The following is a 24,370-nucleotide window of genomic DNA, read 5'->3' as shown; positions in this document are numbered from 1 at the left end:
ACTTCGACAGGAGGATGACGTGATGGCCTATGCGGAGCAAGCCGAAACAGAAGCACTACACGAGCCCAAAAGCTTCCTGACCAAATATATCTGGAGTCAGGATCACAAGGTCATCGCCATTCAATATTCCTTGACGGCTATATTCGTGGGCGTTATTGCCGTGGTGTTGTCCGACTTGATGCGCATACAGATTGGCTTCCCCGGCACTTTGGCGTTCATGGACGCCAGTGCTTACTATCAGGCGATGACCATGCACGGCATGATCATGGTCATTTACTTGCTGACGGCCTTGTTTCTGGGGGGCTTCGGTAACTATCTGATCCCGCTGATGGTGGGCGCCCGCGACATGGTCTTCCCCTATGTCAACATGCTGAGTTACTGGTTCTACCTGCTGGCGGTAGTGGTGCTGCTCTCCAGTTTCTTTGTCCCTGGCGGCCCCACCGGTTCGGGCTGGACGCTCTATCCGCCACAGTCCATTTCTCAGGGGACACCGGGGGTCGAGTGGGGCATCGTCCTGATGCTCGTCTCACTGGCGATTTTTATTGTCGCAGCCACCATGGGCGGGTTGAACTACGTCACCACGGTGTTGCAGGCGCGCACGCACGGCATGACTTTGTTTCGCATGCCGCTCTCCGTATGGGGCATCTTCATGGCCTCGATCATGGCTTTGCTGGCCTTCCCGGCGTTGTTCGTCAGTGCGGTCATGATGCTGTTTGACAAGCTGTTGGGCACCAGCTTCTTTATGCCGGCGATGATCTCGCTGGGGCAGCAGCTCGATCACCAGGGTGGCAGCCCGATATTATTCCAGCACCTGTTCTGGTTCTTCGGCCACCCGGAGGTCTACATCGTTGCGCTCCCTGCGTTTGGTCTGGTCTCTGACTTGATCAGCACCCATGCGCGTAAAAATATCTTCGGCTACCGAATGATGGTGTGGGCCATTATTGCGATTGGCGTACTCAGCTTTGTGGTCTGGGCGCACCATATGTATGTCAGCGGAATGAACCCATACTTTGGCTTTTTCTTCGCGACCACTACCCTGATCATCGCGGTGCCGACCGCACTGAAAGTCTACAACTGGGTGCTGACCCTGTGGCGCGGCGACATCCATCTGACCGTGCCGATGCTGTTCGCCCTGGCCTTTATCGTCACCTTTCTGGTCGGCGGTCTGACCGGGTTGTTTCTCGGCAATGTGATCGTGGATATACCGCTCTCGGACACCTATTTCGTCGTCGCCCATTTTCATATGGTCATGGGGGTCGCACCGGTACTGGTGGTGTTCGGCGGTATTTATCACTGGTTCCCGAAAGTCACCGGGCGCATGTGGAACGACACCCTGGGCAAGTTGCATTTCTGGATTACCTTTCTGGGCACTTACGCCATCTTCTTCCCCATGCACTACCTCGGTTTTCAGGGGATGCCACGCCGCTACTACGCCTATGACAACTACGCGTTCATCCCGCAGTCGGCGCATGAGTTGAATGCCTTCATTACGGTGATCGCATTGGCCGTCGGCGTTTCCCAGTTGTTGTTCCTGTTCAACCTGGCCTGGAGTGCATTCAAGGGCAGGCCCGCAGGCAGTAATCCCTGGGGCGCGGCCAGTCTGGAATGGCAAACGCCGAACACCCCGCCGATACACGGTAACTGGGGAGAGAAGCTGCCGGTCGTTCATCGCTGGGCCTATGACTACAGTGTGCCGGGGATAGAACAGGATTTCGTTCCGCAGATAGTCTCCGCCGAGGAGTTGGAGCAGATGCGGCAACTGAGTGCCGGAACCAAGATAGCGGACGTTAGAACATGAGCAGGTTGCTATTGAGAAACGCCGACGGCGCGGACCCCGGCGGCAGCTGGAATCGCGATCCGCCGGGTATTCAGGCCGGCGAAGGTGCCGATCGAAACCAAATCGCAAAAACAGGCCTGCGCTTATTTCTGGCCGTGGTGAGTTCGTTATTCTTTCTCTTCTTGCTCGCCTTTATCGCCCGTTCACAAATGACCGACTGGCTCCCCCTGACAGAGCCCATGGCGCCGTTAGCCAATCTAAGGCAGTTATGGCTGAATTCGGCTTTTCTGGTAGTCAGTTGCGTCGCACTGCAGTGGTCGCGTATGGCCGCCCGACGGGCGCGACTGGGTGCCGCTGTGATTGGTTTTGCATTGGCGGGCGTATTCGCCATTGCTTTTCTGGCGGGGCAGCTCTTGGTCTGGCAGCAGTTTGTCGCCTGGGGTTACTTTCTCGCCAGCAATCCGGCCAACAGCTTCTTCTACCTGTTGACTGGCCTGCATGCGCTCCACCTGCTGGGCGGGCTGATAGCCTGGGGCATCATCGTTGCTAAATACCTGCAGCGCGTGCCGTTGCCGCAACTCAGCGCCAGCGTAGAGCTGTGTGCCATCTATTGGCATTACTTACTGGGTCTTTGGTTCGTGCTATTCGCTTTGCTGGCCAGCACGCCGCAAACCTATGAAGCGATCGCCAGATTCTGCGGCCTGAGGTGAAAAGCCATGGCATTGCACCCACTTGCCCCAGGCGAGTCCAGTTCATCCAATCCACCTAGCTTGCCGCCTGCTGCAGGATGGCAGGGCATCGCCAGCGACTGGTCCTCGGATAAGGAGGCCTTCAGGCAGGTGCCTTGGGGCAAGGCGATGATGTGGATATTCCTGCTCAGCGATACGTTCATATTCACCTGTTTTTTAACCGGCTACATGTCGGTACGCATGACCATCACCAGCGCCTGGCCGAACCCCAGTGAAGTGTTCGCATTGACGATCGGCGGCAGAGAAATCCCGCTAATTCTGATCGCCATCATGACCTTTGTGCTGATCAGCAGCAGCGGCACCATGGCCATGGCAGTCAATTTCGCCTATCGCCGTGATCGGGCGAAAACCACGGCCCTGATGCTGGCGACCGCTGCCTTGGGTGTGACCTTCGTCGGCATGCAGGCATTCGAATGGAGCAAGCTCATCGCGGAAGGCGTGCGTCCCTGGGGGAACCCTATGGGGGCGGCGCAGTTTGGCGCCAGTTTTTTCATGATTACCGGTTTTCACGGACTGCATGTGTCAATCGGCGCCATCTATCTCAGCATTGTGGCGTTGAAAGTACTGCGGGGAGATTATGAGCGCTCCGGAAACTATCAGAACGTCGAGATAGCCGGGCTTTATTGGCACTTCGTGGATTTGGTGTGGGTGTTTATTTTTGCTTTCTTCTATTTATGGTAGAGGAGCACGGGTGATGGCACATGCTCAGGGTCAGCAACATCCAATCAGCTTGTACCTTAAAATCTGGGGGCTGTTATTCGTCCTCAGCACGCTGTCGTACCTTGTCGACTATTTCCACTTCCATGGTTACCTTCGTTGGTCCCTGATTATCACTTTCATGTTGTTGAAGGCAGGTTTAATTGTCTCCATCTTCATGCATATGGCCTGGGAACGGTTGGCCATGGTCTACGCCATACTGGTGCCACCGTTGTGTTTGCTGGTGCTCGTCGGACTGATGGCCACCGAGGCGGACTATGTATTCCTCAGCCGGGTTATTTCCTTCGGCCAATAAGCAGCTTCCGGATGGCCATCAGTCTCCAGGGGCTAACCCGATATCACTCGCTTGAACTGATGCCATTTGTGCTGCCAGGCTACAGTCCAATGGGGGGCTGCCGTTCCCGTGCCGGCAATTTCCAGCGCTGGGTGATGTTCGATAACCCCGTCCAATACCGACTCCTGAGCCGGCTCGACATCTACGAAGAAAATATGTTTTCCCTCTTCTACTACCTGTTTAAAACTGCGGAAGTGAGCGTTTGGCACCTGAATACCAAAAAAACCGCCTTCCCAGATGCAGAAGCCACATACAACAATGGCAAGAAAGATAAACGGCATCCAACCTGCGGCGGATTCGGTCCAGCCCAGCCAATAGGCGCCGCCAAGAACCAGCGCCGCGAGTGGCACACCGATCACTGCACCAATTTCGCCAGAGTGGACAACATCCTGTTCCATTAACGAGTTAATTTCGTGAAGGTGATGTTGTTCAACATCCGCAACGTGTTGACTGAGCACATGAATTTGTTCGGAATTGATGCCGCTGGCTTCCAGCTCATTTTCAACGGCTTCAAGATCATCGAGATTGTTGCTGATGTAATAGTGTCGATTCATGCCACACCTCCCATCTCGTGCTTGCCGTAGACCTCCTTTGTCTGTAGCTGCCAGTCGAGATTCGCAGTCGGTACCAGTACCCGTGGGCAACGCTTTACGCTTCATTCAAAGCATAAAAAAGTATAGCACTGCATATCATTCAGGCATGGGGACGGGAAGCATGCGATCTGATGCGCTCGGCAGGTTCCCCTGCACCTCAAATCCTGGGCATAAAAAAACCGGTCACAACGGACCGGTTTTTGTGTTCCTGCATCTCCCGTCAAAATCATCCTGACGTGAGACCAAAATTCGATTGGAGCGGGTGAAGGGAATCGAACCCTCGTTATCAGCTTGGGAAGCTGGAGTAATGCCATTATACGACACCCGCTCAGAGCGGTGACTTTGTACCAGATGTGGGCGTGGAAATGAAGTTTTTCTTTGTGTGGGACGGCTTTAGCGCAGGTGAAACAAAAACAGAGACCGCAGGATGGTCAATCGCGGGCAAGCCTTGCTCCTACAGGAATGCATTCAACACCGTAGGGCTAAGCTTGCTCGCGATGACGCTGTTTCAGATGGCCAATGCATGTTGGTCCTGGACGTAGTGATAACGCGGTCGACTTTCGTGTTGCGAAGGTTTCAGGAAGCTCAGCAATGCGTTGCGGCTATCTCGGCAAGCAGCTTTGTGTTCCATGTCGAGAAAGTGGCCGGTGGCCTGCAGGGTGGTGAACGTAGCGTGTTGCACATGGTTGGCGAACAGTTGAGCGCCGTCGGCAGCGGTGTACTCGTCCCATTCGCCGTTCATGAACAGCACCGGTACGTTAACTTTCTCTGCGGCTTTGAAGAAGCACTGGCGATCACTGTGCAACAGATCGCTGATGTGGAAGTGCATCTGCCCGTATTCATGCTCGGCCAGGGAACTGACGTGCCGATAATTGAAGCGCTTGAACAGGGTCGGCAGGTGTTTGCCGATGGTGCTGTTCACCAGGTTGCCGACCCGGTCACCGTCCCGGCTACCGAGGTAATCGATGCCGCGCTCGAGGTAGTCGAGCATGTGCGCGTTGATCTCCGGAGAGAACGAGCTGATCACGGCTTTTTCGATGCGTCGTGGCTGGTGGGCCAGGGCGACCAGGGTCGCGGCGCCACCCCAGGAAAACGACAGCACGTGTTCGGCGGCGAAGTGGTCGATCAGCTCCAGGAGGATCTGCCCTTCGATTTCCTTGGTCAGCAATTTCTCGTGCAGGTTGTGGGCTTTCGACTTGCCCGCGTAGGGCTGGTCGTAGCAAACCACATTGAACTGCGGATGAAGGTTTTTCACGGTCTGTGCAAACGACGCAGTCGTGGCCATCGAGCCGTTGACCAAAATAATGGTCTTCTCTGCGGCGTCTGCGCGATAGAACTCCGTGTAAACCCGATACTGACCCTGTATATCCAGCACAGCGATTTCTGGCCTCATGTCATAAGACTCCAAGCAAGCGGGTATGCGCGCAAATGAGATTGCACGAGCTTTGTGACAGGTAGGCATACGCCTGGAATTTTTGAGCCCATGTCGATCCAGTGCAGTCCGGTCGACGGGTATTGTTATTGGCGGGCAGTCTGCCGGGGGAAAGCGGAACCTGAGGGTTCTCTACCGGCAAAAAGTTTCTTAGAAGTATGTTGTGACTCGTCGGTCACATTTCGGCCGACGTCCTGATTCAAGCAGGGGTCACGTCATCGCGCAAGTATCTTTGGAAAATTGTTCGACAACTTCTGCTGAGCGGTCGTCTGCTTAGATCAATTGAATCTCTTCGGTGCGTAATGCGCGGTACTTGCCCGGTTTCAGGGCACTGTCGAGCACCAGCAGGCCCATGCTTTCGCGGTGCAGGCGCAGCACCTTGTTGTCGAAATGGCCGAACATCCGCTTCACCTGATGATAACGGCCTTCGATAATGCTCAGGCGCGCCGATTTTGGCCCGAGTAAGACCAGTTCGGCAGGCTGGGTTGTAAGGTCTTCGAAGGCGAAGTACAGGCCTTCGGTGAATTTCAATGCGTATTGCGGGCCAATTTCTTGCTCGGTCTCGACGTAGTAGACCTTGGGTAGCTTGGTTTGCGGCTGGGTCAGGCGTCGCGACCAGCTGCCGTCGTTGGTGATCAGCATCAGACCGGTGGTGTTGAAGTCCAGGCGGCCGGCGATGTGCAGGTCCTCCTTGTCCGGCTCATGGATCAGGTCGAGCACGGTTGGGTGTTGCGGATCGCGGGTGGCACTGACGCAGCCAGGCGGTTTGTGCAGCATGAAATAGCGTGCAGGCTTGCCGACTTGCAGGACCTCGTCGTTGACCTCGACGCGGCTGAACTCGAGTACCTCGGCGTGCGGGTCGCTGACGATTTTTCCGTCGATGCTGACGCGCTTTTCCACCAGCAACAGACGCACCTGCTTACGGTTGAAGCGCGGCAGGTTGCTGAGGAAGCGGTCAATGCGCATGACGAGGGATCGGTAGGAAAGGGGCGCGTATCTTACGTGATCGATTGTGCGGTTGCTTACAGCTGCGCCTCGACTTGTGCGCAGCGTGGGCACAAACAGGATTTGTCGCGCAGTTCGGGCGGCAGCGCTTCGAGCACCGCCGGGTCGATGCTGACACCGTAGCACCAGCAGGCCCGATCGGCGGTTCGCGGGTCGGCCAGGGTGCAGTCGTTGGAGGCGCCGCAGGCCGGGCAGAAATCTGGCTTATTCATGTAGGGTTATTCATAACTGGAGTGAGGCATTTCCACGCAGGTGCGGTTACGGCCGGCTTGCTTGGCCCGGTACATCGCATGATCAGCCTTCGAGAGCAGCCTGTGCAAGGTGTCATCGGTCTGCAGGGAGCAGGCCGATGTTCACGGTCAGCGGGCAGGCATTCTAAAGGCACTGCCGGGAAATAACTGCTCGATGTGCAGGGCGAACGATCATTGAGCGAGGTAACGCCGCCACCCACCCAAGTGACTGATATCCACCGCTCCCTCCAACCCATACGCCTCACAAATAAACCCGCTCTCCCAGCGCCCATCGGCCAATTGCACTTTGCCCAACCCCAACGGTGCCGGAATTCCGCACAGAAAAGAACCCAACTCACGGCTCGGCAACTCCCAAACCTCTACCGCAATCGCCACCCCCCCGTCCTTCACGCGAACCATCCCGGGCCGAAACGGCGGGCCACCGGCCAGGGCATACAGTTGATAGTCCGGGGAGCTGAACGTCGTCTCGATCAGTCGAGCCCCGCGCTGCTTGAGCTGCCAGTTCAGCGCCAACCCGTCCAGATGTGCGCCACACACCACCAATCGCGCCCGGTCATTGCGTGCGACAGCCGACGGAACCGGTGTTGCCAAACCTTGCTGGCGCTGCAAGGCATCCGCCACACCCAACAAATACTGATCAGTAAACGCCCGCCCGAACAACGTCACGCCCCAAGGCAAACCATTGCCCATGAAACCGCTGGGCACGGCGACGGCGGCGTAATCGAGCAGGTTCATGAAGTTGGTGTAGTAGCCCAGTTCCGAATTGCGCAGCACTGGCTCGGCGTCCAGTTCCGCCAGTGTGACGGGGCGGCCAATGGTGGGGGTGAGCACGCAGTCGAGGCCTTCCAGCGCCTGGTCGCACAGGGCTTTCAGCGCTTGCAGCCGGTACTGGGCGCGGAAGGTTTGCACGCCGTTCACCGCTGGCGCCTTGGCCAGCACCGCGCGAATCACCGGCAGTACAGCTTCAGGATTTTGCTCCATCAATTCGCCGGCGACGCTATAGCGCTCAGCCACCCACGGGCCTTCATAGAGTAAACGAGCCGCTTCAAGGAACGGCGACAGATCCAGTTCCACGGCTTCACCGCCCAAGGCATTGAGCTGGTCGATGGCGTCACCGAATAACAGCGGGCCTTCAGGGCAGCCGAAGAACTCCAGATCCTGAGCACGCGGCACGCCGAAGCGGAAGGGCCGAGGCGCACCAAACGCCGAGCCGTCGTTCCATAACGGATTACTGCGGCTGTATTCATCGCGGGGATCAAGCTGCGCAGTGAGCGCGAGCAACTGACTGGCTTCCCGAGCCGTCGCGGTGAACGTGGTCACACAATCGAGGGTGCGGCAGGCCGGAACCACGCCGGCCGTGGAGATCAACCCTTTGGTGGCTTTCAACCCGACCAGATTGTTCAGCGCCGCCGGCACACGGCCGGAGCCTGCGGTATCCGTGCCCAGGGAAAAACTCGCCACGCCGAGTGCCACCGCCAGTGAAGAGCCGGCGCTGGAACCGCCCGACGGATACTCCGACAACACGCTGTTCGGGCACGCGCCATACGGCGAGCGACTGCCGTTAAGCCCGGTGGCGAATTGATCAAGATTGGTCTTGCCCAACGGAATCGCCCCCAGCGCCAGCAACTGTTCGACGATGGTCGCCGAACGCTGCGGCACATAAGCAAATGCAGGGCACGCAGCGGTCGTCGGAATGCCCGCCAGGTCGATGTTGTCCTTGATCGCGAACGGCACGCCGAACAGCGGATAACTGTCGAGGTCGCGACCGTCGAGTGCGGCGAGGTACGGTTCCAGTTCTTCAACACTGAGCAAGTGGATGAACAGGTGATAGTCCGGGTTCAACGCCGCGGCCTTATCGCGCAGGCTCAGTAGCAGTTCACGGGGCGTGATGTTGCCGATGCGATAAGCGCTGCGCAGGGCGTCGAGTTGCAGATTGATGTTCATCGCGTTAGTCCTTTTCATAATGGGTTCAGTCGAGTTCCAGCACCACGACACGCTGTCCGGCACGCACCGCCGAACCCGGTTGCACACGAATCTCGCGTACCACTCCGGCCACGGGCGCGAGCAATGGGATTTCCATCTTCATCGACTCCAGAATCACCAGCACATCACCCGCGGCAACCCGGCTGCCGGTTTCAACCTGAACCTGCCAAAGGTTGCCGGCGATGTGGCTGTCGACGCTCTGTTGACCGCTGGCCAGCGGTGCGTCGTCGGTGACTTCCGGGCCCCGTTCTTCACTGTCGAAATGCGCCTGGCCACTGGCGATCCAGCGCTCGCGTTCGGCGTTGAACGCGCCTTTTTGCTGATCGCGAAACGCGGCAATGCTTTCGGCTTCCTTCGTCAGGAAGGCTTGGTAATCCGCCAGATTCAGCTGACTGTGCTCGATGTTCAGATCGAAGCGCCCGAGGGGGAAATCCCGTCGAATGCGCAGCAGTTCATCGGCACTGACCGGGTAGAAACGGATCTGATCGAAGAAGCGCAGCAGCCACGGTTTGCCATCGAATGCGGCGACCTCGCGATAGCGATTCCACATCTGCAACGTGCGGCCCACGAACTGATATCCGCCAGGGCCTTCCATGCCGTAGACGCACATGTAGGCACCACCGATGCCCACCGAGTTTTCCGCGGTCCAGGTACGGGCCGGGTTGTATTTGGTGGTCACCAAACGATGACGTGGATCGAGCGGCGTGGCGACCGGTGCACCGAGGTAGACGTCGCCCAGGCCCATCACCAGGTAGCTGGCGTCGAACACCGTGCGCTGCACTTCATCGAGGTTTGGCAGGTCGTTGATGCGGCGGATGAACTCCAGATTGCTCGGGCACCACGGGGCGTCCTTGCGCACGGTGGTCATGTATTTTTCGATCGCCAACTGGCAGGCCGGGTCGTCCCAGGACAGTGGCAGATGGACGATGCGCGAGGGCACTTGCAGGTCCTTGGCGGCGCACACGGCGTCCCATTCGCCGGCGACGATGCCGAGCAGATCGGCCAGCGGCAGTTGTTCGGGTTGGTAGTGCACTTGCAGCGAGCGGATGCCTGGGGTGAGGTCGATCACGCCGTGCAGGTTTTGGCTTTCCAGGGCTTGCATCAGTGCGTGGGCGCGGAAGCGCAGAACGAGGTCAAGCTCGGGCGCACCGATCTCCAGCAGCAGATGAGTGTCCCCCGACAGTCTCGCCACAAGCCGCGTATCACCCTGACCCAAATCCAACACCACAGGCGACACAACTCCCTGTGGGAGCGGGCTTGCTCGCGAAGAGGTCGTGTCAGTCAACGTTGATGTATCTGACATACCGCTTTCGCGAGCAAGTCGAATCGTCGCACCGCCGCTCCCACAGGAGGTATTCCATTTCAGGGCGAGGCGGCGGGCGGTCTTGAGATCGACCGGGAGGAACTGAACTTTGTCCCCAGCCTTGAGTTGCCCCAGCTGCCAAAGATCCGCCTCAATCACCGTCACCGGGCAGACAAACCCGCCGAGGCTAGGGCCGTCGGGACCGAGGATGACCGGCATGTCACCGGTGAAATCCACCGCGCCAATGGCGTACGGATTGTCATGGATATTCGATGGATGCAGACCCGCCTCGCCACCATCGGCGCGCACCCATTCAGGCTTCGGCCCGATCAACCGCACGCCGGTTCGGCTGGAGTTGAAATGCACTTCCCACTGGGTGGCGAAGAAGGTGCCGATGTAGTTTTCGGTGAAATATTCCGGTGCACCATGAGGGCCGTAGATCACCCTGATTTGCCGCACGGTGGGCAACTCGGTGACCTGTTCTTCAGGCAGTTGAAGACCGCTGCGGCGATCACTCAAAGCAAGGACATGCAACACGTCCCCGGCTCGCAACGCACGACCACCATGCCCGCCAAACTGACCGAGGGTGAAGGTGCTTTTGCTGCCCAAATAATCCGGAACCTGCAAGCCACCGCGCAGGCACAGATAGCTGCGGGCACCCGCACCGGCAATCGTACCAAGGCTCAACGTAGCGCCCGCCGGTACCAGCAAAGCCGTGTTCATCGGCACCACTTCACCATTAAGGGTCAGTGGAATCACGGCCCCGGTCACCGCCACCACCGCGTCGCAATTGAAGCGCAGCAGCGGCCCGCTCATGGTGATTTCCAGCGCAGCGGCGCCTTCGTCGTTACCCAGCAAAAGGTTGCCAAGACGCAACGCACGACTGTCCATCGGCCCTGACGGCGGCACACCCACGGCCCAGTAACCGAGACGGCCGGGATAGTCCTGCACGCTGGTCTGAGTGCCGGCGCTGAGCACTTCAAAGGTGTTGGCCTGATACACCAAACCTTCCAGGCAACGGGTCCAGGGCTGGCCGCTGGCGAAGGGCACATCGAGCAGAATCTGCCGCAAATAATCGCGGTTGGTTTCCACCCCGTAGAGCAGGCTGTTGCCCAGCGCTTGATGCAGATCGGCAGCGGCTTCTTCGCGGGTCGGCGCCCAACTGATGACCTTGGCGATCATCGGATCGAAGTACGGCGGAATTTCGCAACCGGCCTCGACCCAGGTGTCGATGCGCAGGTGTTTGCCATCGGCGAAAGGGAAGTTCACGGCGGTCAGCAAGCCTGGGCTCGGCTGAAATTCGCGACCGGGATCTTCGGCATACAGCCGTGCCTGAATCGCATGACCGCAGGCTTTCAAACCTTGGCTCAGCTCACTCAGCGGCGGCAAGTCACCTGCCGCCAATTCGACCATCCAACGCACCAGATCCACGCCCCAGACTTGCTCGGTGACGCCGTGCTCCACCTGCAAACGGGTATTCACTTCGAGAAAGTAGAAACGCTGAGCCTCGCTGTCGAAGACGAACTCAACGGTGCCGGCGCTGCGGTAATTCACCGCTTTTGCCAGTTTGATCGCCGCCGCGCACAGCTCTTCGGCCATGCCCTCGGGGAGGTTCGGTGCGGGGGTTTCTTCGAGGACTTTCTGGTTACGCCGCTGCACCGAGCAGTCGCGCACGCCGAGGGCAATCACTTCGCCCTGGCCGTCGCCGAACACTTGGACTTCCAGATGTCGGGCGCGCTGGATGTACTTTTCGATGAACACCCCGGCGTCGCTGAAGTTGTTCTGGCCGAGGCGTTTGACCGCTTCAAAGGATTCGCTCAACTCGGCGGCACTGCGACACACGCGCATGCCGATGCCGCCACCGCCGGCGGTGCTTTTGAGCATTACCGGGTAGCCGACCTGTTCGCCAGCCATCAGCGCCGCGTCTAGGCTGTCGAGCAACTCGGTGCCTTCGAGCATCGGCACGCCGTGTCGTTTGGCCAAGGCGCGCGCGGTGTGCTTTAGGCCGAACACCCGCAGCTGCTCTGGTGTCGGGCCGATGAAGGCGATGTTGGCGGCTTCGCACGCTTCGGCGAACGCAGCGTTTTCCGAGAGAAAACCGTAGCCGGGATGGATCGCCGTGGCGCCGGTAGATTTGGCGATGGCGAGGATTTTTTCGACGGCCAGATAGGTGCCGGCGGCTGCGCCTTCACCGAGGCTGTGGGCTTCATCGGCTTGCAGAATGTGCAAACTGGCGGCATCAGCTTCGGAGTAAACGGCAACGCCCTGGACCTGCAACTCACGCAGGGTGCGCAGGATGCGACAGGCAATGGCGCCACGGTTGGCAATCAGGACTTTTTCGAACATGGCATAACCCCTGGAGGCGATAACGCATCAGCCTCGACCTGGGATGCGGGCCGTCCCGCAGTTTTTCGAGATGCACCCGGGCCGTCCCGGATGAACAAAATTCGCGCTTTTTGTGGCGAGGGAGCTTGCTCCCGCTGGGTCGCGAAGCGGCCCCAAACCCGCCAACACTTGCGGCTGCTACGCAGCCGAGCGGGAGCAAGCTCCCTCGCCACAAGGTTTAGCGGTGCTCCCGCTGTTGCAGGCACTGGCCTGAACGGGCCTGGCACAGTGCAAACAACCATCTACGCAACCGCGCGAATTTCAGTTCCATACCAGCAGCTCCGCAGGGGTCGGGTTGTAGGCGTTGCACGGGTTGTTCAGTTGCGGGCAATTGGAGATCAGCACGATCACGTCCATCTCGGCCCGCAGGTCGACGTATTTGCCCGGCGCCGATATCCCGTCCTCAAACGTCAGCCCGCCATCCGCCGTGACCGGTACGTTCATGAAGAAGTTGATGTTCGGCCCGATGTCGCCCTTGCCCAATCGCCCGTCGTGGACGCAGGCCCGCAGGTAGTTGTCGCGGCAGCTGTGCATGTAGCGTTTCTCCAACGCGTAACGCACGGTGTTGCTCTCTTGCGCACAAGCGCCGCCGAGGGTGTCGTGCCGACCGCAGGTGTCGGCAACGATGGTCAGCATCGGCTTGCCGAGGTTGGAATAGAGCACGCTGCCGGTGCTCAGGTAGACGCTGTTCTGTCGGCGCAACGTGCGTTGTACGTCGTAGCGTTCCTTCGGGTTGGCGACGCTGTAGAACAACGTATCGACGGCCTGATTGCCTTCCAGGTCGAGGATGCGCAAGGTCTGGCCAGCCTTGACCTCCATCAGCCACGGTTCGCCGGCCGGGATGGTGGCGCGGTAGATCGCGGTTTCGGGCAGCTGTTGAGCGGTAGCGATTGCGAGTGACATAGCAGCGATCCTCAGGCGAACAGACGGTCGGTGTTGATGAAGCCGCGCTCGTTTTCCGGGCGCGAGGTGCGGCAGTGTTCGGCGACGCTGGCATCGGCGTTCATCCAGCTCAACTTCAATGGCTTCGGCGCGTACTCAGGTGAAGGATCCATCGGATGTTGCAGCGCGGTGAGCACCACCAGCGTGTCCATCGGCGCATACAACTCGATGTAGTCGCCGGCCCGGGAATGGCCTTCGACGAAATGAAAACGCCCGGCTTCATCGACGTTCAAGCGACTGAACAGGTTGAGCGTCATCAGCAAATCGGACAGGCCCAAACCCCACTTGCCCAACTCCACCAACAGGTTGTCGGTGCCGTTGCGGAAGAAGCCGTTGCGCAGTTCCTGATAGCGCCCCGCGCCGTATTTTTCTGCGACCTCTTCAGCGCAGAGCACACCGCCGAGGCTGTCACTCCAACCGCAGGTGTCGGCGGTAATGGCTGCGAGCACGCGGCCCATGTCCGAATACAGGCAATGGCCGGTGGTGAGCTTGGCGGTGTGTTGGCATTTGAGGCTGTCGGGCAGGTTCAGGCGTTCGGTTTTCTCGTTGGCGTTGAGCAACGTCAGGCTGACGTTGGCACCTCCGCGCAGGTCGGTCAGGCGCAGCAGTTGGCCGCGTTTCAGGACGAAGGAACGATGGCCGCCACCGGGGAGCATTTCTTCGGCGAAGGGCGGGAACAGTTGGGTCGAATCAGTCATTTCAAAATTCCTCTAAGCGATACGAAGCGTGCCTGCCAGCGCAGCCGGCAAGGCATCGACGGCGGCGCGGTTGACGCGGCGGTCGCTGTTCAAAGGGATGTCGTAAGTGATGCGCGCGCCATAAGCGCCGGGGGCGTGCGGGTCGACACGGACCTTGTCGAACACCAGCAGGCGAGTGCCGAGGCTGAAGCCTTCGGACAGGTCGTGGGTGACCATGAACACCGTCAATTGCGTCTCGCGCCACAGCTCCAGCAGCAGGCCGTGCATGTCTTTGCGAATGCCTGGATCGAGGGCGCCGAACGGTTCGTCGAGCAGCAACACGCGCGGCTTCATGATCAGCGCCTGGGCAATCGCCAGTCGTTGTTGCATGCCGCCGGAGAGCTGCGCCGGGTACTTGTCCAGCGAGTGGCCGAGGCCGACTTTGTGCAGCAGCACTGAGGCTTGTTCGCGTGCGTCTTTTTTAGCGCTGCCGAACAACCGCCCGAGCAGCGGCGAGCGCGGCAGTTCAAGGCCCAGGGCGACGTTGTCCAGCACCGTTAAATGCGGGAACACCGAGTAGCGCTGGAACACCACGCCACGGCTGGCATCCGGCTCGCCGGCCAAGGCCTGGCCATTGAGCAGAATCTCGCCGCGACTGGCGCGTTCCTGGCCCAGCAAGAGCCGCAGGAAAGTCGACTTGCCACAACCCGACGCCCCGACCAATGTGCAGAACTCACCCTCGTTGACGTTCAGGTTCAGCCCTTCGAGCACCACCTGATCGGCGTATTGCTGCCAGACATTTTTCACCGTGATGAAGCTCATGCGCGAGCCCCCTCATACCAAGGGAACGCCCGTTGGGTCAGGCGTTTCAGGCCCCAATCCATCAGCCAGGCGAGCAGGGTGATCCACACCACGTAGGGCAAAATCACGTCCATCGCCAGGTAGCGGCGCACCAGGAAAATCCGGTAGCCGAGGCCGTCGGTGGAGGCGATGGCTTCGGCGGCGATCAGGAACAACCACGCCGAGCCAAGCATCAGCCGCAGCGAGATCAACAAGCGCGGCAGCAATTGCGGCAGCACCACGCGCAGCATCAGCGTCCAGGTCGAAGCGCCGAGGGTCTGGGCCTTGATCAGCAACTCGACCGGAATCTCTCGGGCGCGTTGCTCCAGATCACGGGCCAGGCACGGGGTGATGCCGATCACGATCAGCATCACTTTCGACAATTCCCCCAAGCCGAACACGATGAACAGAATCGGCAGAATCGCCAGCGGTGGCACCATCGACAGCACCGTCAGCAACGGCGACAACGGCGCGCCAAACAGCGGCAGCGTACCGGCGGCGATGCCCAGGCACAGCCCGGCCAGTGCGCTGATGCCAAGTCCGATGGCCAGGCGGCGCAGGCTGGACGCGGTGTCTTGCCACAACACGTATTCGCCGGTGCGGGTGTCGGCGGTGAAGGCCAGGCGTTTCACCGCGTCGGTCATCTGCACGGCGCTCGGCAGCAACTTGTCGTTGGGGTTGTCCGTCAGTCGCTCGGCCGAGCCCATGAAGTAGGCGAACAGCACCAGGGCGAACGGCAGGATCGCCAACAGCAGGCGACTCGGGCGATCCGGGTGGCGATTGATCAGGCGCATGGCCAGGTCCTCCTGATTACAGCTTGGCGTCGGCGGCCAACTGCACGTAGGTCGGGTCGAAGCGCAGCTTGAGGTTGTTCTTGTCGCCGCTGGTCACGCCGTTGGCGAACGCCATGCCGACCGCGCTGGTGTCCTTGGCGCCTTCACCCAGCAAGCCATGCTGGAACGAAAACTCGGCCACCTTGCGCATGGTTTCCGGCAGTTGCTTGCTGGTGGAGAACGCCAGGGCTTCTTTGGGGGTAGCGAACAATTTGGTGGTGTCCAGTTGCGACTGGAAACCGGCCAGATCGGTGCCCGAGGCTTTGGCCATGTGTTCGAGCGCGGCTTTGCTGGCGGCGTTTTTGGCGTTCATCAATTCCACCACTTCGAACCAGGCACCGGTCAGCGCTTTGCCCAGAGCCGGGTTGTCTTTGAGGGTGGCGCTGTTGACCACCATCATGTCCATGATTTCGCCGGGGATCTGGCTGGAGTTGAACACTTCGGTCACCGCAGGCTTGGCCTTGATGTCCGAAAGCATCGGGTTCCAGGTGGTGACGGCGTTGACCTGATCGGTGTTGAAGGCCGCCGAGATGTCGGCGTCGGAGGTGTTGACCACTTTCAGGTCTTTCTCGGTGAGATCGACCGAATCCAGCGCACGGGCCAGCAAATAGTGGGAGACAGAGAGCTCCACCAGATTGACGTCCATGCCTTTGAGGTCGGTGACTTTCTTGCCGTCGCCCTTCAGCACAATGCCGTCGTTGCCGTTGGAGAAGTCGCTGACGATCAGCGCGGTGCTGTCGACGCCACCGGCCGCCGGAATGGTCAGCGCGTCCATGTTGGTCATGGTGCAGCCATCGAACTGGCCGGCGGTGTATTGATTGATGGATTCGACATAGTCGTTGAGCTGCACCACATCGATCTTGATGCCGTACTTCTTCGCCCATTTATCGACGATGCCTTGGCTGCCGGCGTATTCCCACGGCATCCAGCCGGCGTAAATGGTCCAGCAGACGCTGAAGTGGTCTTTCTGTGCGGCTTGGGACGAGACGCTCACGAGGGCTGCGAAAGCAGCTGCGAGCAGGGCGGGTAAACGAAGCTTGAGCATGGGTGGTTCTCCAGTTGATCAAGGGCGGGCAGGAGTCAACGCGGCACCGTGAACGGTGGCTTGTCTCCCGGGCTTTTATCCCGCCGTGTAACCTCAACTGGAGGTCGCCAACTCTCGGACCAGCCACTCGCCTTAGCGAGCCGGAACCCTAGTCAGCCATTGCAAATTGTGGTGCCGCGAACCTGTGATGACTCCTGCACGTCTTTGCTAAAGCGAGAGCCGTGCCAAGTTGGCTTGAGCGCTCTAGTGTGGGCATTTACGCAATTAGCGCGTTGGGGAGAGGTGGCGACGTCGCCTTGTGATGGTGCATGGGTGCACCGCAATGGACCGGGCCGGCCGCTGATCTGAAGGTCCTGGCGGCTCGGCACTCGATGGAATATTTCCAGTCAAAACAGGTGTCAGCCGGCGTGTTCCGGCTGTGGGTCTTTCAGGAGGCCGCCATGTTTCGTCGACTGTTGTTTGGTGTTGTTCTCGGTCTGGGGTTGTCCGGCTGCTACTACTACGCCGGTGGCTACGATGTGTATTCCGCGCCTTATTACTACCCCGACTACTCACCCTATTCCTACTATTACGGACCGCGCTATTACCACGGGCCGCGCTTTTATGGCGGCTATCGCTACTACTATTGGGGCGGGCATTCGCCTCGTTATTACGGAGGTGGATATCGCGGTGGCCACCATTAATCAGCGGGCGAATGATGAAAAACCTTTCATCGGCGACTTGTTTCAATCTGTTTCAGGAACGCACCAGATTTGGAAAACGATGTCTGATCTTTCGACAGTCACCGAATAATTGACTGTCGCCTGCCAGCGTCGCTGGTGTGGCTCACTCGCGGTCCAGGAGGCCGCCATGTATCTGCGAATTCTTCTGATTGCTGTATTGGGATTGTCTCTTGGTGCATGCGTGCCCTATTCCGATGGAGGAGCCAGCTACTACAGTTCCGAGGTCTATACCTCGCCATCCTATTATGACGGCGGACCTTACTATTCAGGCGGCGGCGGTTATTACACGCAACCACGCCGGTACTACGCACCGCCAGCGCGGTATTACCAGCCAACACCGCGGTATTACTACCAGCCGCGGGTTTATCAACCGGCACCGCGTTATTACCAGTCGTCGCCACGAGCCGATTACCGGGCTCATCAGAATCGCGGCTGGGATGACCATAACCGCGGCGGCTGGGATAACCATAACCGTGGCGGTTGGGACAGCCGTAACCGCGGTGGTAACAACGACTATCGCGGCGGCCATGGCGGACGCGACAACCGTGGCGGAAGGGGCGACCACAGCGGTCGCGGTGATAACGATGGCCGAGGCGGCCACCGTTAAACACTCATAAAAAAGCGGCGCATGAAGCGCCGCTTTTTTATGCCCCGATTTCAGTATTCCTACAGATCGGCCAGAGGATGCCGGCCTTCCCAGGCCTTGTGGAAATGCGCTTCTATCACCGCATCCGGCAGGTTATTGATGTCTGGCCAGTGCCAATGCGGTTTTTGATCCTTGTCGATCAACCGTGCGCGCACGCCTTCGCTGAACTCAGGATGACGGCAGCAGTTGAGGCTCATGGTGTATTCCATCTGAAAGACTTGAGCCAGCGACATGTGCCGGGCGCGGGCGATCTGCTCCCACACCAGATGAGCGGTCAGGGGCGAGCCTTCGCTCATGGTTTTCGCGGCACGGCTGAGCAGCAGATCCGTGTTGTCGCGCAGCTGGCTGATGGCCTTCCAGGCGCAGCGCACGTCACTGACATCCAGCAGCTCATCGATCTGCTGGCGTCGTGGTAGCCACTGGGCTTCAGGCATTTGCGCGATGGCTTCCTGCTGCAAGGCCTTGAGCAGGCTGTTCAGCTGCATCGGTGTCTGTTCCTGCCAGTTCAACTGCAGCAGGCCTTCCATCAGTTCTTCCTGCTGTTCATCGAGCAGGAAACGGTCGGCCAGGTCGAGATCGATCGCATCGCGACCGTTCATATGGGCGCCGGTCAGGCCGAGAAACAATCCGAGCTTGCCGGGCAGGCGCGACAGAAACCAACTGGCCCCGACATCCGGGTACAACCCGATACTGATCTCCGGCATTGCCAGGCGGCTGCTCGGCGTAACAATTCTAATGCCCGCCCCTTGCAGCAGCCCCATGCCGCCGCCGAGCACATAGCCATGCCCCCAGCAGATCAGCGGTTTAGGATAAGTGTGCAGATTGAAGTCCAGGCGATATTCCGCCGCAAAGAAATGCGCGGCCAACGGCGGCACTTCGCCGGGATGGGCACGACAGGCTTCCACCAGGCTGCGGACTTCGCCACCGGCGCAAAAGGCTTTGGCACCGTTGCCGCGCAGCACGACGCAGACGATTTGTGGCTCTTTGGCCCAGACGTCCAGTTGATCACGCAAGGCATTGATCATCGGCAAGGACAGGGCATTGAGGGACTTTTCGGCATCCAGGCTGGCGACTCCGATGCGTGCGCCGTCGGTGCCAGTGAGTTCTTCGAAGTGCAGATTCATCGTGACCTCGATCGGGAATTTGAGCGTTCAGTATGATCGCTATGTAGGAAAGTGCTGGATCTGCGTCAGATCAATTGACAAGCGTGATGGGCTTTCCTAGGGTTCGCCCCATTGTTTTTGCCGGATGTAACCATGACTGCTGACGACCGTATCAAACTCGAACCGAGCTGGAAGGAGGCACTGCGTGCCGAATTCGACCAGCCCTACATGGCAGAGTTGCGCAACTTCCTGCAAGAGGAGCGCGCGGCAGGCAAGGAAATCTACCCTCCAGGACCGATGATTTTCAACGCGCTCAATTCGACGCCGCTGGATAAAGTCAAAGTCGTCATCCTCGGCCAGGACCCGTACCACGGTCCGGGACAGGCCCACGGCTTGTGCTTTTCAGTGCAACCGGGCGTACCGGCGCCGCCGTCGCTGGTGAATATCTATAAGGAGTTGAAACGCGATCTGAACATCGACATCCCGACCCACGGTTGCCTGCAAAGCTGGGCTGACCAGGGCGTGCTGATGATCAACACCACCATGACCGTGGAACGCGCCAACGCCAACGCCCATGCGGGCAAAGGCTGGCAACACTTTACCGATCGGATTATCGAAGTGGTCAGCGAACACCAGCCACATCTGGTGTTCCTGCTGTGGGGCGCGCATGCCCAGAGCAAGCAGAAACTGATCGATGCCACCAAGCACCTGGTGCTGACGTCGGTGCATCCATCACCGCTGTCCGCCTATCGCGGCTTCCTCGGGTGCGGGCACTTCAGTCGAACCAATAAGTTTCTTGAGCAGAATGGCGAAACGCCGATCGAGTGGCGGTTGCCACCGGTTTGAGGGGTTAATGATCGTTCCCACGCTCTGCGTGGGAATGCAGCCCGGGACGCTCTGCGTCCCATCCAAAGCCGAACGCGGAGCGTCCGTTGAGGCATTCCCACGCGGAGCATGGGAACGATCAGGTTAGGGGGCGTCGGGCTGCCGATTCCAATACTTGAACAGCGGCTCCGCCAGAAACAGCACAAACAGCAGCCGCATCACCTGCATCGCCGTCACCAACGGCACCGACAACTGCAATGTCTCTGCCGTCAGGCTCATCTCCGCAATCCCGCCGGGCATCATGCCTAACGTCAGCGAACGCAAATCCAGATGCGTCAGCGCACTCAACCCCAATGCTGCCAGCGTGGCGATCAACATGGTCAGCACCGTGCCGATCAAGGTCCGCCCCATAAACGACGGCGCACGCCGGAAAAACTGCCGATTGAAGTGACACCCCAACCCGCTGCCAATCAGCCATTGGCCGATCTGGCTGCCGCCGTTAGGCAAACTGATGTGCAGGTCCCAGCCAATGCTCACCGCCGCACTCACCAGCAACGGACCGAACAGCCACGGATTGGGTTGACGCAGACGCTCCCAGAGCCAGGCGGCGAGGGCGCCCGCCGGGAATAGAAGGGCCAGCCAGCGCCAGTCAACGGAAGTGGCATGGGACAGTGGTGCACCGTCACCCAGCCAATACTTGAACGCCGCCGGCACACACAGCACCACCACCAACACCCGCAGACTTTGCCCCGCCGCAACGCGACTGAGCACCGCGCCGTTACGCGCGCCGAGGTTGACCATCTCCCCGGAGCCGCCGGGCATGCTGGAAAAGAACGCGGTGGCGCGATCTTCACCGGTACGCCGCATCAACCAGACACCCACCACGGCCGAGAGACTGGTGACCAATGCACCGAAGAAGATCAGACCGAAGTGGCTCAGGACCTGCTCCATCACCACCGGGGTGAAGTGCAGGCCGATGCCGATGCCGACAATCCACTGGCCGCACTTGCGGCCGCCAGGGATTTCCGCCAATTGCCAGGGTGTCAGGCAACGCACCAGGATGATCGCCAGCAACGAGCCGACCATCCATGGCAGTGGCCAGCCAATCTGGCTGGCCAGGTAACCGCCCAGTAGACCGACCAGCGGAGTTCCCCACCAGGCTTTGAAGGGTGTTCGATCAGACATCGGCGATAACGCGCCGGGCGGCCGAACGTTTGCGCCAGATTCGCAGGATCGGCATCAGCAGCATGATTGCGGTCAGTACCCAGACACCGAAGGTGATCGGGCTGGACCAGAGGATTTCCAGCGCGCCGTTGGAAATCGAAAGGGCGCGACGCAGGTTCTGCTCCATCAGGCCGCCGAGAATGAAGCCCAACAGAACCGGTGACAACGGGAAATCCAGCTTGCGCAGGATGTAACCGAAGATGCCGATGCCGATCATCAGGAACAAGTCGAAGGTGGTGGCGTGCACCGCGTAGACGCCGATCCCGGTGATGATCGCAATCACGGGCACCAGCGCCCAGTTCGGCACGGCCAGGATGCGCGTGAAGATGCGGATCATCGGGATGTTGAGGATCACCAGCATGATATTGGCGACGAACAACGAAGCGATCAGGCCCCAGACAATGTCCGGTTGCTGTTGAAACAACAGCGGACCCGGGGTGATGTTGTACAGCGACAGCGCGCCGATCATTACCGCCGTGGTACCGGAACCCGGAACGCCGAGCGTCAGCATTGGCACCAGGGCACCGCAGGCTGCGCCGCCGATGGCGGTTTCCGGCGCCGCGAGGCCACGCATGTCGCCTTGTCCGAACGTGCCATTGGCGCCGGCAATACGTTTTTCGGTCATGTAGGCCACGGCACTGGCCAGTGTTGCGCCGGCACCCGGCAGAACGCCCATGATGAAACCGAGCAGACCGCAACGGATGTTCACCACGAACACCGACGACGCTTCCTTGAAGTTGAACATCATCCGGCCGGTCGCTTTCACCGCTTCCTGGCCGCGATGGGTTTTTTCCAGCAGCAGAAGGATTTCACTGATGGAGAACAAGCCCAGTACCAGCACGACGAACTGAATGCCGTCGGTCAAATGGATATTGTCCCCTGTGAAACGATACACGCCGCTGTTGGCATCGATCCCGACGGTCGACAAAAACAAACCGATCAGCGCGGCGATAAAAGTCTTCAGTGGTCGATCACCGGCCATGCCGCCGAGGCAGACAATCGCGAACACCATCAGCACGAAATACTCTGCCGGTCCAAAGGCAATCGCCCATTTCGCCAGCAACGGGGCGAACAGCACCATGCCGCAAGTGGCGATGAACGCACCGATGAACGAACTCCACGCCGACAGCGACAACGCTACACCCGCCAGACCCTTGCGAGCCATAGGGTAACCGTCGAGGGTGGTCATGACGGTGGAGGCTTCGCCCGGAATGTTCAGCAGGATCGAGCTGATCCGGCCGCCGTATTCACAACCCAGGTACACCGCCGCCAGCAGGATCAGCGCCGACTCCGGCGGCAGACCGAGGGCGAATGCAATCGGAATCAGCAACGCCACGCCGTTGATCGGGCCCAGGCCTGGCAATAGCCCGACGACGGTGCCGATCAGGGTGCCGCACAGCGCGGTCACCAGGTTGTACGGGCTCAGCGCGACGCCGAAGCCCTGACCCAAATAGCCAAGAGTATCCATATCAGTTCTCCAGAACGTCGAGCACGCCCAGCGGCAGTGGCACGTCCATCACCTTGTCGAACAGCAGATAAAGACCGATAGCCATCAGGCTGATGATCACCGTGCTGGGTAGCCAGCGGCCGCCATACAGGCGTGCCATAGGGATGCCAATCAGAATGCTGGCGACGATGAAACCAAGGGGTTCGAAGGCCCCGGCGAACACCAGCAACAGCAGTACGCAGATGCCGATCTTGATCAGGGTTTCACGGTCGAGTTTCGGGTCGTCGTCACTGTGCACGATCGGTGTCGGACGAAACACCATGTACAACAGACCAAGGCCCATCAGGCCGAGCATCAATAGCGGGAAGGCTCGGGGCCCCACCGGTTCGTAGGAAAAGGCCGCTTGATACGGCCACGCCATCAGCGCCAGGCCAACACAGGCCAGCAACAGCGCCGAAGCGAAAATGCGTTGTAAGAGCATGAGAAACTCCTGTGCCGCGGCCCCGCAGAACGGGGGCCGCAGCCGCTAGACAGAGGCGATCACTGAATCAGGCCGAACTCTTTGGCCAGCACTTTGTAGTCCGCCACCTGCTTCTTCACGTAGGTGTCCAGCTCCGGGCCAGTCATGGCGAACGGGAACAGTTCACGCTGATCGCGCAACTTGGCGAACTCTTCAGAAGCCAGCAGTTTGTCGAAAGCGTCTTTCCACCAGGCGTAGTCTTCATCGCTGACTTTTGGCCCGAGGTAGAAGCCGCGAACCACTGGCCAGACGATGTCGTAGCCTTGCTCTTTGGCGGTCGGAATGTCTTTCATTTCCGGCTCGTCCAGACGCTTCTCGGCGAACACGGCCAGCAGGCGCATGTCACCGCTCTGGATGTGCGGCATGGAGTCGGAGATGTCGGTGCTGCCAACCTGAATGTGGCCGCCGAGCAGGGCGGTGGCGATTTCACCGCCGCCTTCGAGGGCGACGTAACGCAGGTCACGCGGGTTGATCCCGGCGGCCTTGGCGATCAGGGCGGTCTGCATCCAGTCCTGGCTGCCGACGGTGCCGCCGGAGCCGATCACCACTTTGCTCGGATCTTTCTTCAACGCCTGAACCAGATCGTCCAGGGTCTTGTAAGGCGAATCGCTTTTCACCGCGATGGCGCCATAGCTTGTTCCAACGGCGGCCAGCCAGCGCACGGCGCTTTCATCAAAACGGCCGAACTTGCCTTGGGCCAGGTTCAACAGCGAACCGCTGGACCACGCCACCAGCGTGCCAGCATCGGCCGGACGCTGGGCGACCACCGCGTTGTACGCCACCGCGCCGACACCGCCGGGCATGTAGGTCACGCGCATCGGTTTGGTCAGCAGTTTCTGATTCACCAGCGCGCTTTGCGCCAGCTTGCAGGTCAGGTCGAAACCGCCGCCTGGCGAGGCCGGGGCGATACATTCCGGGCGTTTGGGTTCGGCGAGCAATTGGCCGGCGAACAGCAGGGCGCTGGCGGTGAGAGCAACTTTACGCAGTGATAAGTTCATTCAAGTCTCCTGGGGAGTT

At 59.6% G+C, this 24,370-nt stretch carries 23 protein-coding genes, 1 tRNA gene, 1 pseudogene and 1 riboswitch; of the genes and pseudogenes, 7 read left to right on the top strand and 18 right to left on the bottom strand.

Annotated features, from left to right (window positions below):
- Window positions 1-22 precede the first annotated feature (22 nt).
- From ctaD to DFS28_RS17880, 4 genes are read left to right on the top strand one after another with little or no spacing between them, the layout of a single operon-like run.
- Complete coding sequence (gene ctaD, locus DFS28_RS17895; RefSeq protein WP_111450866.1) at window positions 23-1,798, top strand: cytochrome c oxidase subunit I; 1,776 nt, start codon at window positions 23-25, stop codon at window positions 1,796-1,798.
- On the top strand, window positions 1,795-2,487 hold the full coding sequence (locus DFS28_RS17890) for a cytochrome c oxidase subunit 3 (protein WP_111450865.1): 693 nt from the start codon (window positions 1,795-1,797) through the stop codon (window positions 2,485-2,487). Before ctaD ends, DFS28_RS17890 begins: the two co-directional genes overlap by 4 nt.
- A gap of 6 nt (window positions 2,488-2,493) precedes the next feature.
- Complete coding sequence (locus tag DFS28_RS17885) at window positions 2,494-3,207, top strand: heme-copper oxidase subunit III family protein (protein ID WP_111450864.1); 714 nt, start codon at window positions 2,494-2,496, stop codon at window positions 3,205-3,207.
- Between the two features lie 13 nt (window positions 3,208-3,220).
- On the top strand, window positions 3,221-3,538 hold the full coding sequence (locus tag DFS28_RS17880; RefSeq protein ID WP_008074510.1) for a cytochrome C oxidase subunit IV family protein: 318 nt from the start codon (window positions 3,221-3,223) through the stop codon (window positions 3,536-3,538).
- A gap of 32 nt (window positions 3,539-3,570) precedes the next feature.
- Here DFS28_RS17880 and DFS28_RS17875 read toward each other — a convergent pair whose 3' ends face one another.
- The 13 genes and pseudogenes from DFS28_RS17875 to DFS28_RS17815 form a co-directional block, all read right to left on the bottom strand.
- Entirely contained in the window at window positions 3,571-4,131 is a 561-nt protein-coding gene (locus DFS28_RS17875) for a magnesium transporter (RefSeq protein ID WP_111450863.1), read from the bottom strand.
- A gap of 293 nt (window positions 4,132-4,424) precedes the next feature.
- Window positions 4,425-4,498 (bottom strand) — tRNA-Gly (locus DFS28_RS17870).
- A gap of 180 nt (window positions 4,499-4,678) precedes the next feature.
- Window positions 4,679-5,563, bottom strand: coding sequence for an alpha/beta fold hydrolase (locus DFS28_RS17865; protein WP_111450861.1), 885 nt, complete (start codon window positions 5,561-5,563; stop codon window positions 4,679-4,681).
- A 312-nt stretch (window positions 5,564-5,875) separates the two neighbouring features.
- Window positions 5,876-6,568 carry a pseudouridine synthase gene (locus DFS28_RS17860; protein WP_111450859.1) on the bottom strand — a complete coding sequence of 231 codons (693 nt, stop codon included), beginning with the start codon at window positions 6,566-6,568 and terminating at the stop codon, window positions 5,876-5,878.
- Window positions 6,569-6,624: 56 nt separating this feature from the next.
- Window positions 6,625-6,819: a cysteine-rich CWC family protein gene (locus DFS28_RS17855; RefSeq protein ID WP_008153014.1), complete on the bottom strand. Its 195-nt coding sequence runs from the start codon at window positions 6,817-6,819 to the stop codon at window positions 6,625-6,627.
- Between the two features lie 6 nt (window positions 6,820-6,825).
- A pseudogene (locus DFS28_RS31210) lies at window positions 6,826-6,970 on the bottom strand (GGDEF domain-containing protein); the annotation flags it as partial.
- A gap of 59 nt (window positions 6,971-7,029) precedes the next feature.
- Window positions 7,030-8,802, bottom strand: a complete 1,773-nt coding sequence (gene atzF, locus DFS28_RS17845; protein WP_111450857.1) for an allophanate hydrolase — start codon at window positions 8,800-8,802, stop codon at window positions 7,030-7,032.
- 25 nt (window positions 8,803-8,827) lie between these two features.
- Window positions 8,828-12,490 (bottom strand): urea carboxylase, encoded by a 3,663-nt coding sequence (gene uca / locus DFS28_RS17840; RefSeq protein ID WP_111450856.1) that lies wholly within the window; start codon window positions 12,488-12,490, stop codon window positions 8,828-8,830.
- Window positions 12,491-12,790: 300 nt separating this feature from the next.
- Window positions 12,791-13,432, bottom strand: coding sequence for an urea amidolyase associated protein UAAP2 (locus tag DFS28_RS17835; protein ID WP_076030050.1), 642 nt, complete (start codon window positions 13,430-13,432; stop codon window positions 12,791-12,793).
- 11 nt (window positions 13,433-13,443) lie between these two features.
- Window positions 13,444-14,169, bottom strand: coding sequence for an urea amidolyase associated protein UAAP1 (locus DFS28_RS17830; RefSeq protein WP_111450854.1), 726 nt, complete (start codon window positions 14,167-14,169; stop codon window positions 13,444-13,446).
- Window positions 14,170-14,181: 12 nt separating this feature from the next.
- Window positions 14,182-14,970 (bottom strand): ABC transporter ATP-binding protein, encoded by a 789-nt coding sequence (locus DFS28_RS17825; protein ID WP_111450853.1) that lies wholly within the window; start codon window positions 14,968-14,970, stop codon window positions 14,182-14,184.
- Complete coding sequence (locus DFS28_RS17820) at window positions 14,967-15,782, bottom strand: ABC transporter permease (RefSeq protein WP_111450851.1); 816 nt, start codon at window positions 15,780-15,782, stop codon at window positions 14,967-14,969. The genes DFS28_RS17825 and DFS28_RS17820 overlap by 4 nt, the downstream gene beginning before the upstream one ends.
- Window positions 15,783-15,798: 16 nt before the next feature.
- The gene (locus DFS28_RS17815) at window positions 15,799-16,866 is read right to left on the bottom strand and encodes a putative urea ABC transporter substrate-binding protein (protein ID WP_111450850.1); all 1,068 of its coding nucleotides are present in this window, start codon (window positions 16,864-16,866) and stop codon (window positions 15,799-15,801) included.
- 62 nt (window positions 16,867-16,928) lie between these two features.
- Window positions 16,929-17,029: riboswitch (guanidine-I (ykkC/yxkD leader) on the bottom strand.
- Window positions 17,030-17,306: 277 nt separating this feature from the next.
- Here DFS28_RS17815 and DFS28_RS17805 point away from each other — a divergent pair.
- Complete coding sequence (locus tag DFS28_RS17805) at window positions 17,307-17,549, top strand: hypothetical protein (RefSeq protein ID WP_111451037.1); 243 nt, start codon at window positions 17,307-17,309, stop codon at window positions 17,547-17,549.
- A gap of 166 nt (window positions 17,550-17,715) precedes the next feature.
- On the top strand, window positions 17,716-18,195 hold the full coding sequence (locus DFS28_RS17800; RefSeq protein WP_111450849.1) for a hypothetical protein: 480 nt from the start codon (window positions 17,716-17,718) through the stop codon (window positions 18,193-18,195).
- Between the two features lie 59 nt (window positions 18,196-18,254).
- On the opposite strand, the gene DFS28_RS17795 is transcribed toward DFS28_RS17800, so the two are convergent.
- Window positions 18,255-19,358, bottom strand: a complete 1,104-nt coding sequence (locus tag DFS28_RS17795; protein ID WP_111450848.1) for an enoyl-CoA hydratase/isomerase family protein — start codon at window positions 19,356-19,358, stop codon at window positions 18,255-18,257.
- Between the two features lie 132 nt (window positions 19,359-19,490).
- Between DFS28_RS17795 and ung the strand changes: the two genes are divergently transcribed.
- Window positions 19,491-20,183, top strand: coding sequence for a uracil-DNA glycosylase (gene ung, locus DFS28_RS17790; protein ID WP_111450846.1), 693 nt, complete (start codon window positions 19,491-19,493; stop codon window positions 20,181-20,183).
- A gap of 123 nt (window positions 20,184-20,306) precedes the next feature.
- On the opposite strand, the gene DFS28_RS17785 is transcribed toward ung, so the two are convergent.
- The 4 genes from DFS28_RS17785 to DFS28_RS17770 are packed head-to-tail and all read right to left on the bottom strand — an operon-like array spanning window position 20,307 to window position 24,351.
- Window positions 20,307-21,347, bottom strand: coding sequence for an AbrB family transcriptional regulator (locus DFS28_RS17785; RefSeq protein WP_111450844.1), 1,041 nt, complete (start codon window positions 21,345-21,347; stop codon window positions 20,307-20,309).
- A complete protein-coding gene (locus DFS28_RS17780) occupies window positions 21,340-22,854 on the bottom strand; it encodes a tripartite tricarboxylate transporter permease (RefSeq protein WP_111450843.1) in 1,515 nt (504 codons plus the stop codon). The genes DFS28_RS17785 and DFS28_RS17780 overlap by 8 nt, the downstream gene beginning before the upstream one ends.
- A gap of 1 nt (window position 22,855) precedes the next feature.
- Window positions 22,856-23,314 carry a tripartite tricarboxylate transporter TctB family protein gene (locus tag DFS28_RS17775; RefSeq protein ID WP_111450842.1) on the bottom strand — a complete coding sequence of 153 codons (459 nt, stop codon included), beginning with the start codon at window positions 23,312-23,314 and terminating at the stop codon, window positions 22,856-22,858.
- A 59-nt stretch (window positions 23,315-23,373) separates the two neighbouring features.
- Entirely contained in the window at window positions 23,374-24,351 is a 978-nt protein-coding gene (locus tag DFS28_RS17770; RefSeq protein WP_111450841.1) for a tripartite tricarboxylate transporter substrate binding protein, read from the bottom strand.
- Between the last annotated feature and the right edge of the window lie 19 nt (window positions 24,352-24,370).

The organism is Pseudomonas sp. 478 (genome assembly GCF_003254125.1).
Lineage (GTDB): Bacteria > Pseudomonadota > Gammaproteobacteria > Pseudomonadales > Pseudomonadaceae > Aquipseudomonas.
Note: the sequence above shows the minus strand (reverse complement) of the source record. Positions and strands in the feature narration are given on the sequence as shown.

Excerpts from the sequence above, each read along its gene's own strand:
- ctaD (WP_111450866.1), top strand. The coding sequence starts at position 23 with ATGGCCTATGCGGAGCAAGCCGAAACAGAAGCACTACACGAGCCCAAA.
- DFS28_RS17890 (WP_111450865.1), top strand. The coding sequence starts at position 1,795 with ATGAGCAGGTTGCTATTGAGAAACGCCGACGGCGCGGACCCCGGCGGC.
- DFS28_RS17885 (WP_111450864.1), top strand. The coding sequence starts at position 2,494 with ATGGCATTGCACCCACTTGCCCCAGGCGAGTCCAGTTCATCCAATCCA.
- DFS28_RS17880 (WP_008074510.1), top strand. The coding sequence starts at position 3,221 with ATGGCACATGCTCAGGGTCAGCAACATCCAATCAGCTTGTACCTTAAA.
- DFS28_RS17875 (WP_111450863.1), bottom strand. The coding sequence starts at position 4,131 with ATGAATCGACACTATTACATCAGCAACAATCTCGATGATCTTGAAGCC.
- DFS28_RS17865 (WP_111450861.1), bottom strand. The coding sequence starts at position 5,563 with ATGAGGCCAGAAATCGCTGTGCTGGATATACAGGGTCAGTATCGGGTT.
- DFS28_RS17860 (WP_111450859.1), bottom strand. The coding sequence starts at position 6,568 with ATGCGCATTGACCGCTTCCTCAGCAACCTGCCGCGCTTCAACCGTAAG.
- DFS28_RS17855 (WP_008153014.1), bottom strand. The coding sequence starts at position 6,819 with ATGAATAAGCCAGATTTCTGCCCGGCCTGCGGCGCCTCCAACGACTGC.
- atzF (WP_111450857.1), bottom strand. The coding sequence starts at position 8,802 with ATGAACATCAATCTGCAACTCGACGCCCTGCGCAGCGCTTATCGCATC.
- uca (WP_111450856.1), bottom strand. The coding sequence starts at position 12,490 with ATGTTCGAAAAAGTCCTGATTGCCAACCGTGGCGCCATTGCCTGTCGC.
- DFS28_RS17835 (WP_076030050.1), bottom strand. The coding sequence starts at position 13,432 with ATGTCACTCGCAATCGCTACCGCTCAACAGCTGCCCGAAACCGCGATC.
- DFS28_RS17830 (WP_111450854.1), bottom strand. The coding sequence starts at position 14,169 with ATGACTGATTCGACCCAACTGTTCCCGCCCTTCGCCGAAGAAATGCTC.
- DFS28_RS17825 (WP_111450853.1), bottom strand. The coding sequence starts at position 14,970 with ATGAGCTTCATCACGGTGAAAAATGTCTGGCAGCAATACGCCGATCAG.
- DFS28_RS17820 (WP_111450851.1), bottom strand. The coding sequence starts at position 15,782 with ATGCGCCTGATCAATCGCCACCCGGATCGCCCGAGTCGCCTGCTGTTG.
- DFS28_RS17815 (WP_111450850.1), bottom strand. The coding sequence starts at position 16,866 with ATGCTCAAGCTTCGTTTACCCGCCCTGCTCGCAGCTGCTTTCGCAGCC.
- DFS28_RS17805 (WP_111451037.1), top strand. The coding sequence starts at position 17,307 with ATGTTTCGTCGACTGTTGTTTGGTGTTGTTCTCGGTCTGGGGTTGTCC.
- DFS28_RS17800 (WP_111450849.1), top strand. The coding sequence starts at position 17,716 with ATGTATCTGCGAATTCTTCTGATTGCTGTATTGGGATTGTCTCTTGGT.
- DFS28_RS17795 (WP_111450848.1), bottom strand. The coding sequence starts at position 19,358 with ATGAATCTGCACTTCGAAGAACTCACTGGCACCGACGGCGCACGCATC.
- ung (WP_111450846.1), top strand. The coding sequence starts at position 19,491 with ATGACTGCTGACGACCGTATCAAACTCGAACCGAGCTGGAAGGAGGCA.
- DFS28_RS17785 (WP_111450844.1), bottom strand. The coding sequence starts at position 21,347 with ATGTCTGATCGAACACCCTTCAAAGCCTGGTGGGGAACTCCGCTGGTC.
- DFS28_RS17780 (WP_111450843.1), bottom strand. The coding sequence starts at position 22,854 with ATGGATACTCTTGGCTATTTGGGTCAGGGCTTCGGCGTCGCGCTGAGC.
- DFS28_RS17775 (WP_111450842.1), bottom strand. The coding sequence starts at position 23,314 with ATGCTCTTACAACGCATTTTCGCTTCGGCGCTGTTGCTGGCCTGTGTT.
- DFS28_RS17770 (WP_111450841.1), bottom strand. The coding sequence starts at position 24,351 with ATGAACTTATCACTGCGTAAAGTTGCTCTCACCGCCAGCGCCCTGCTG.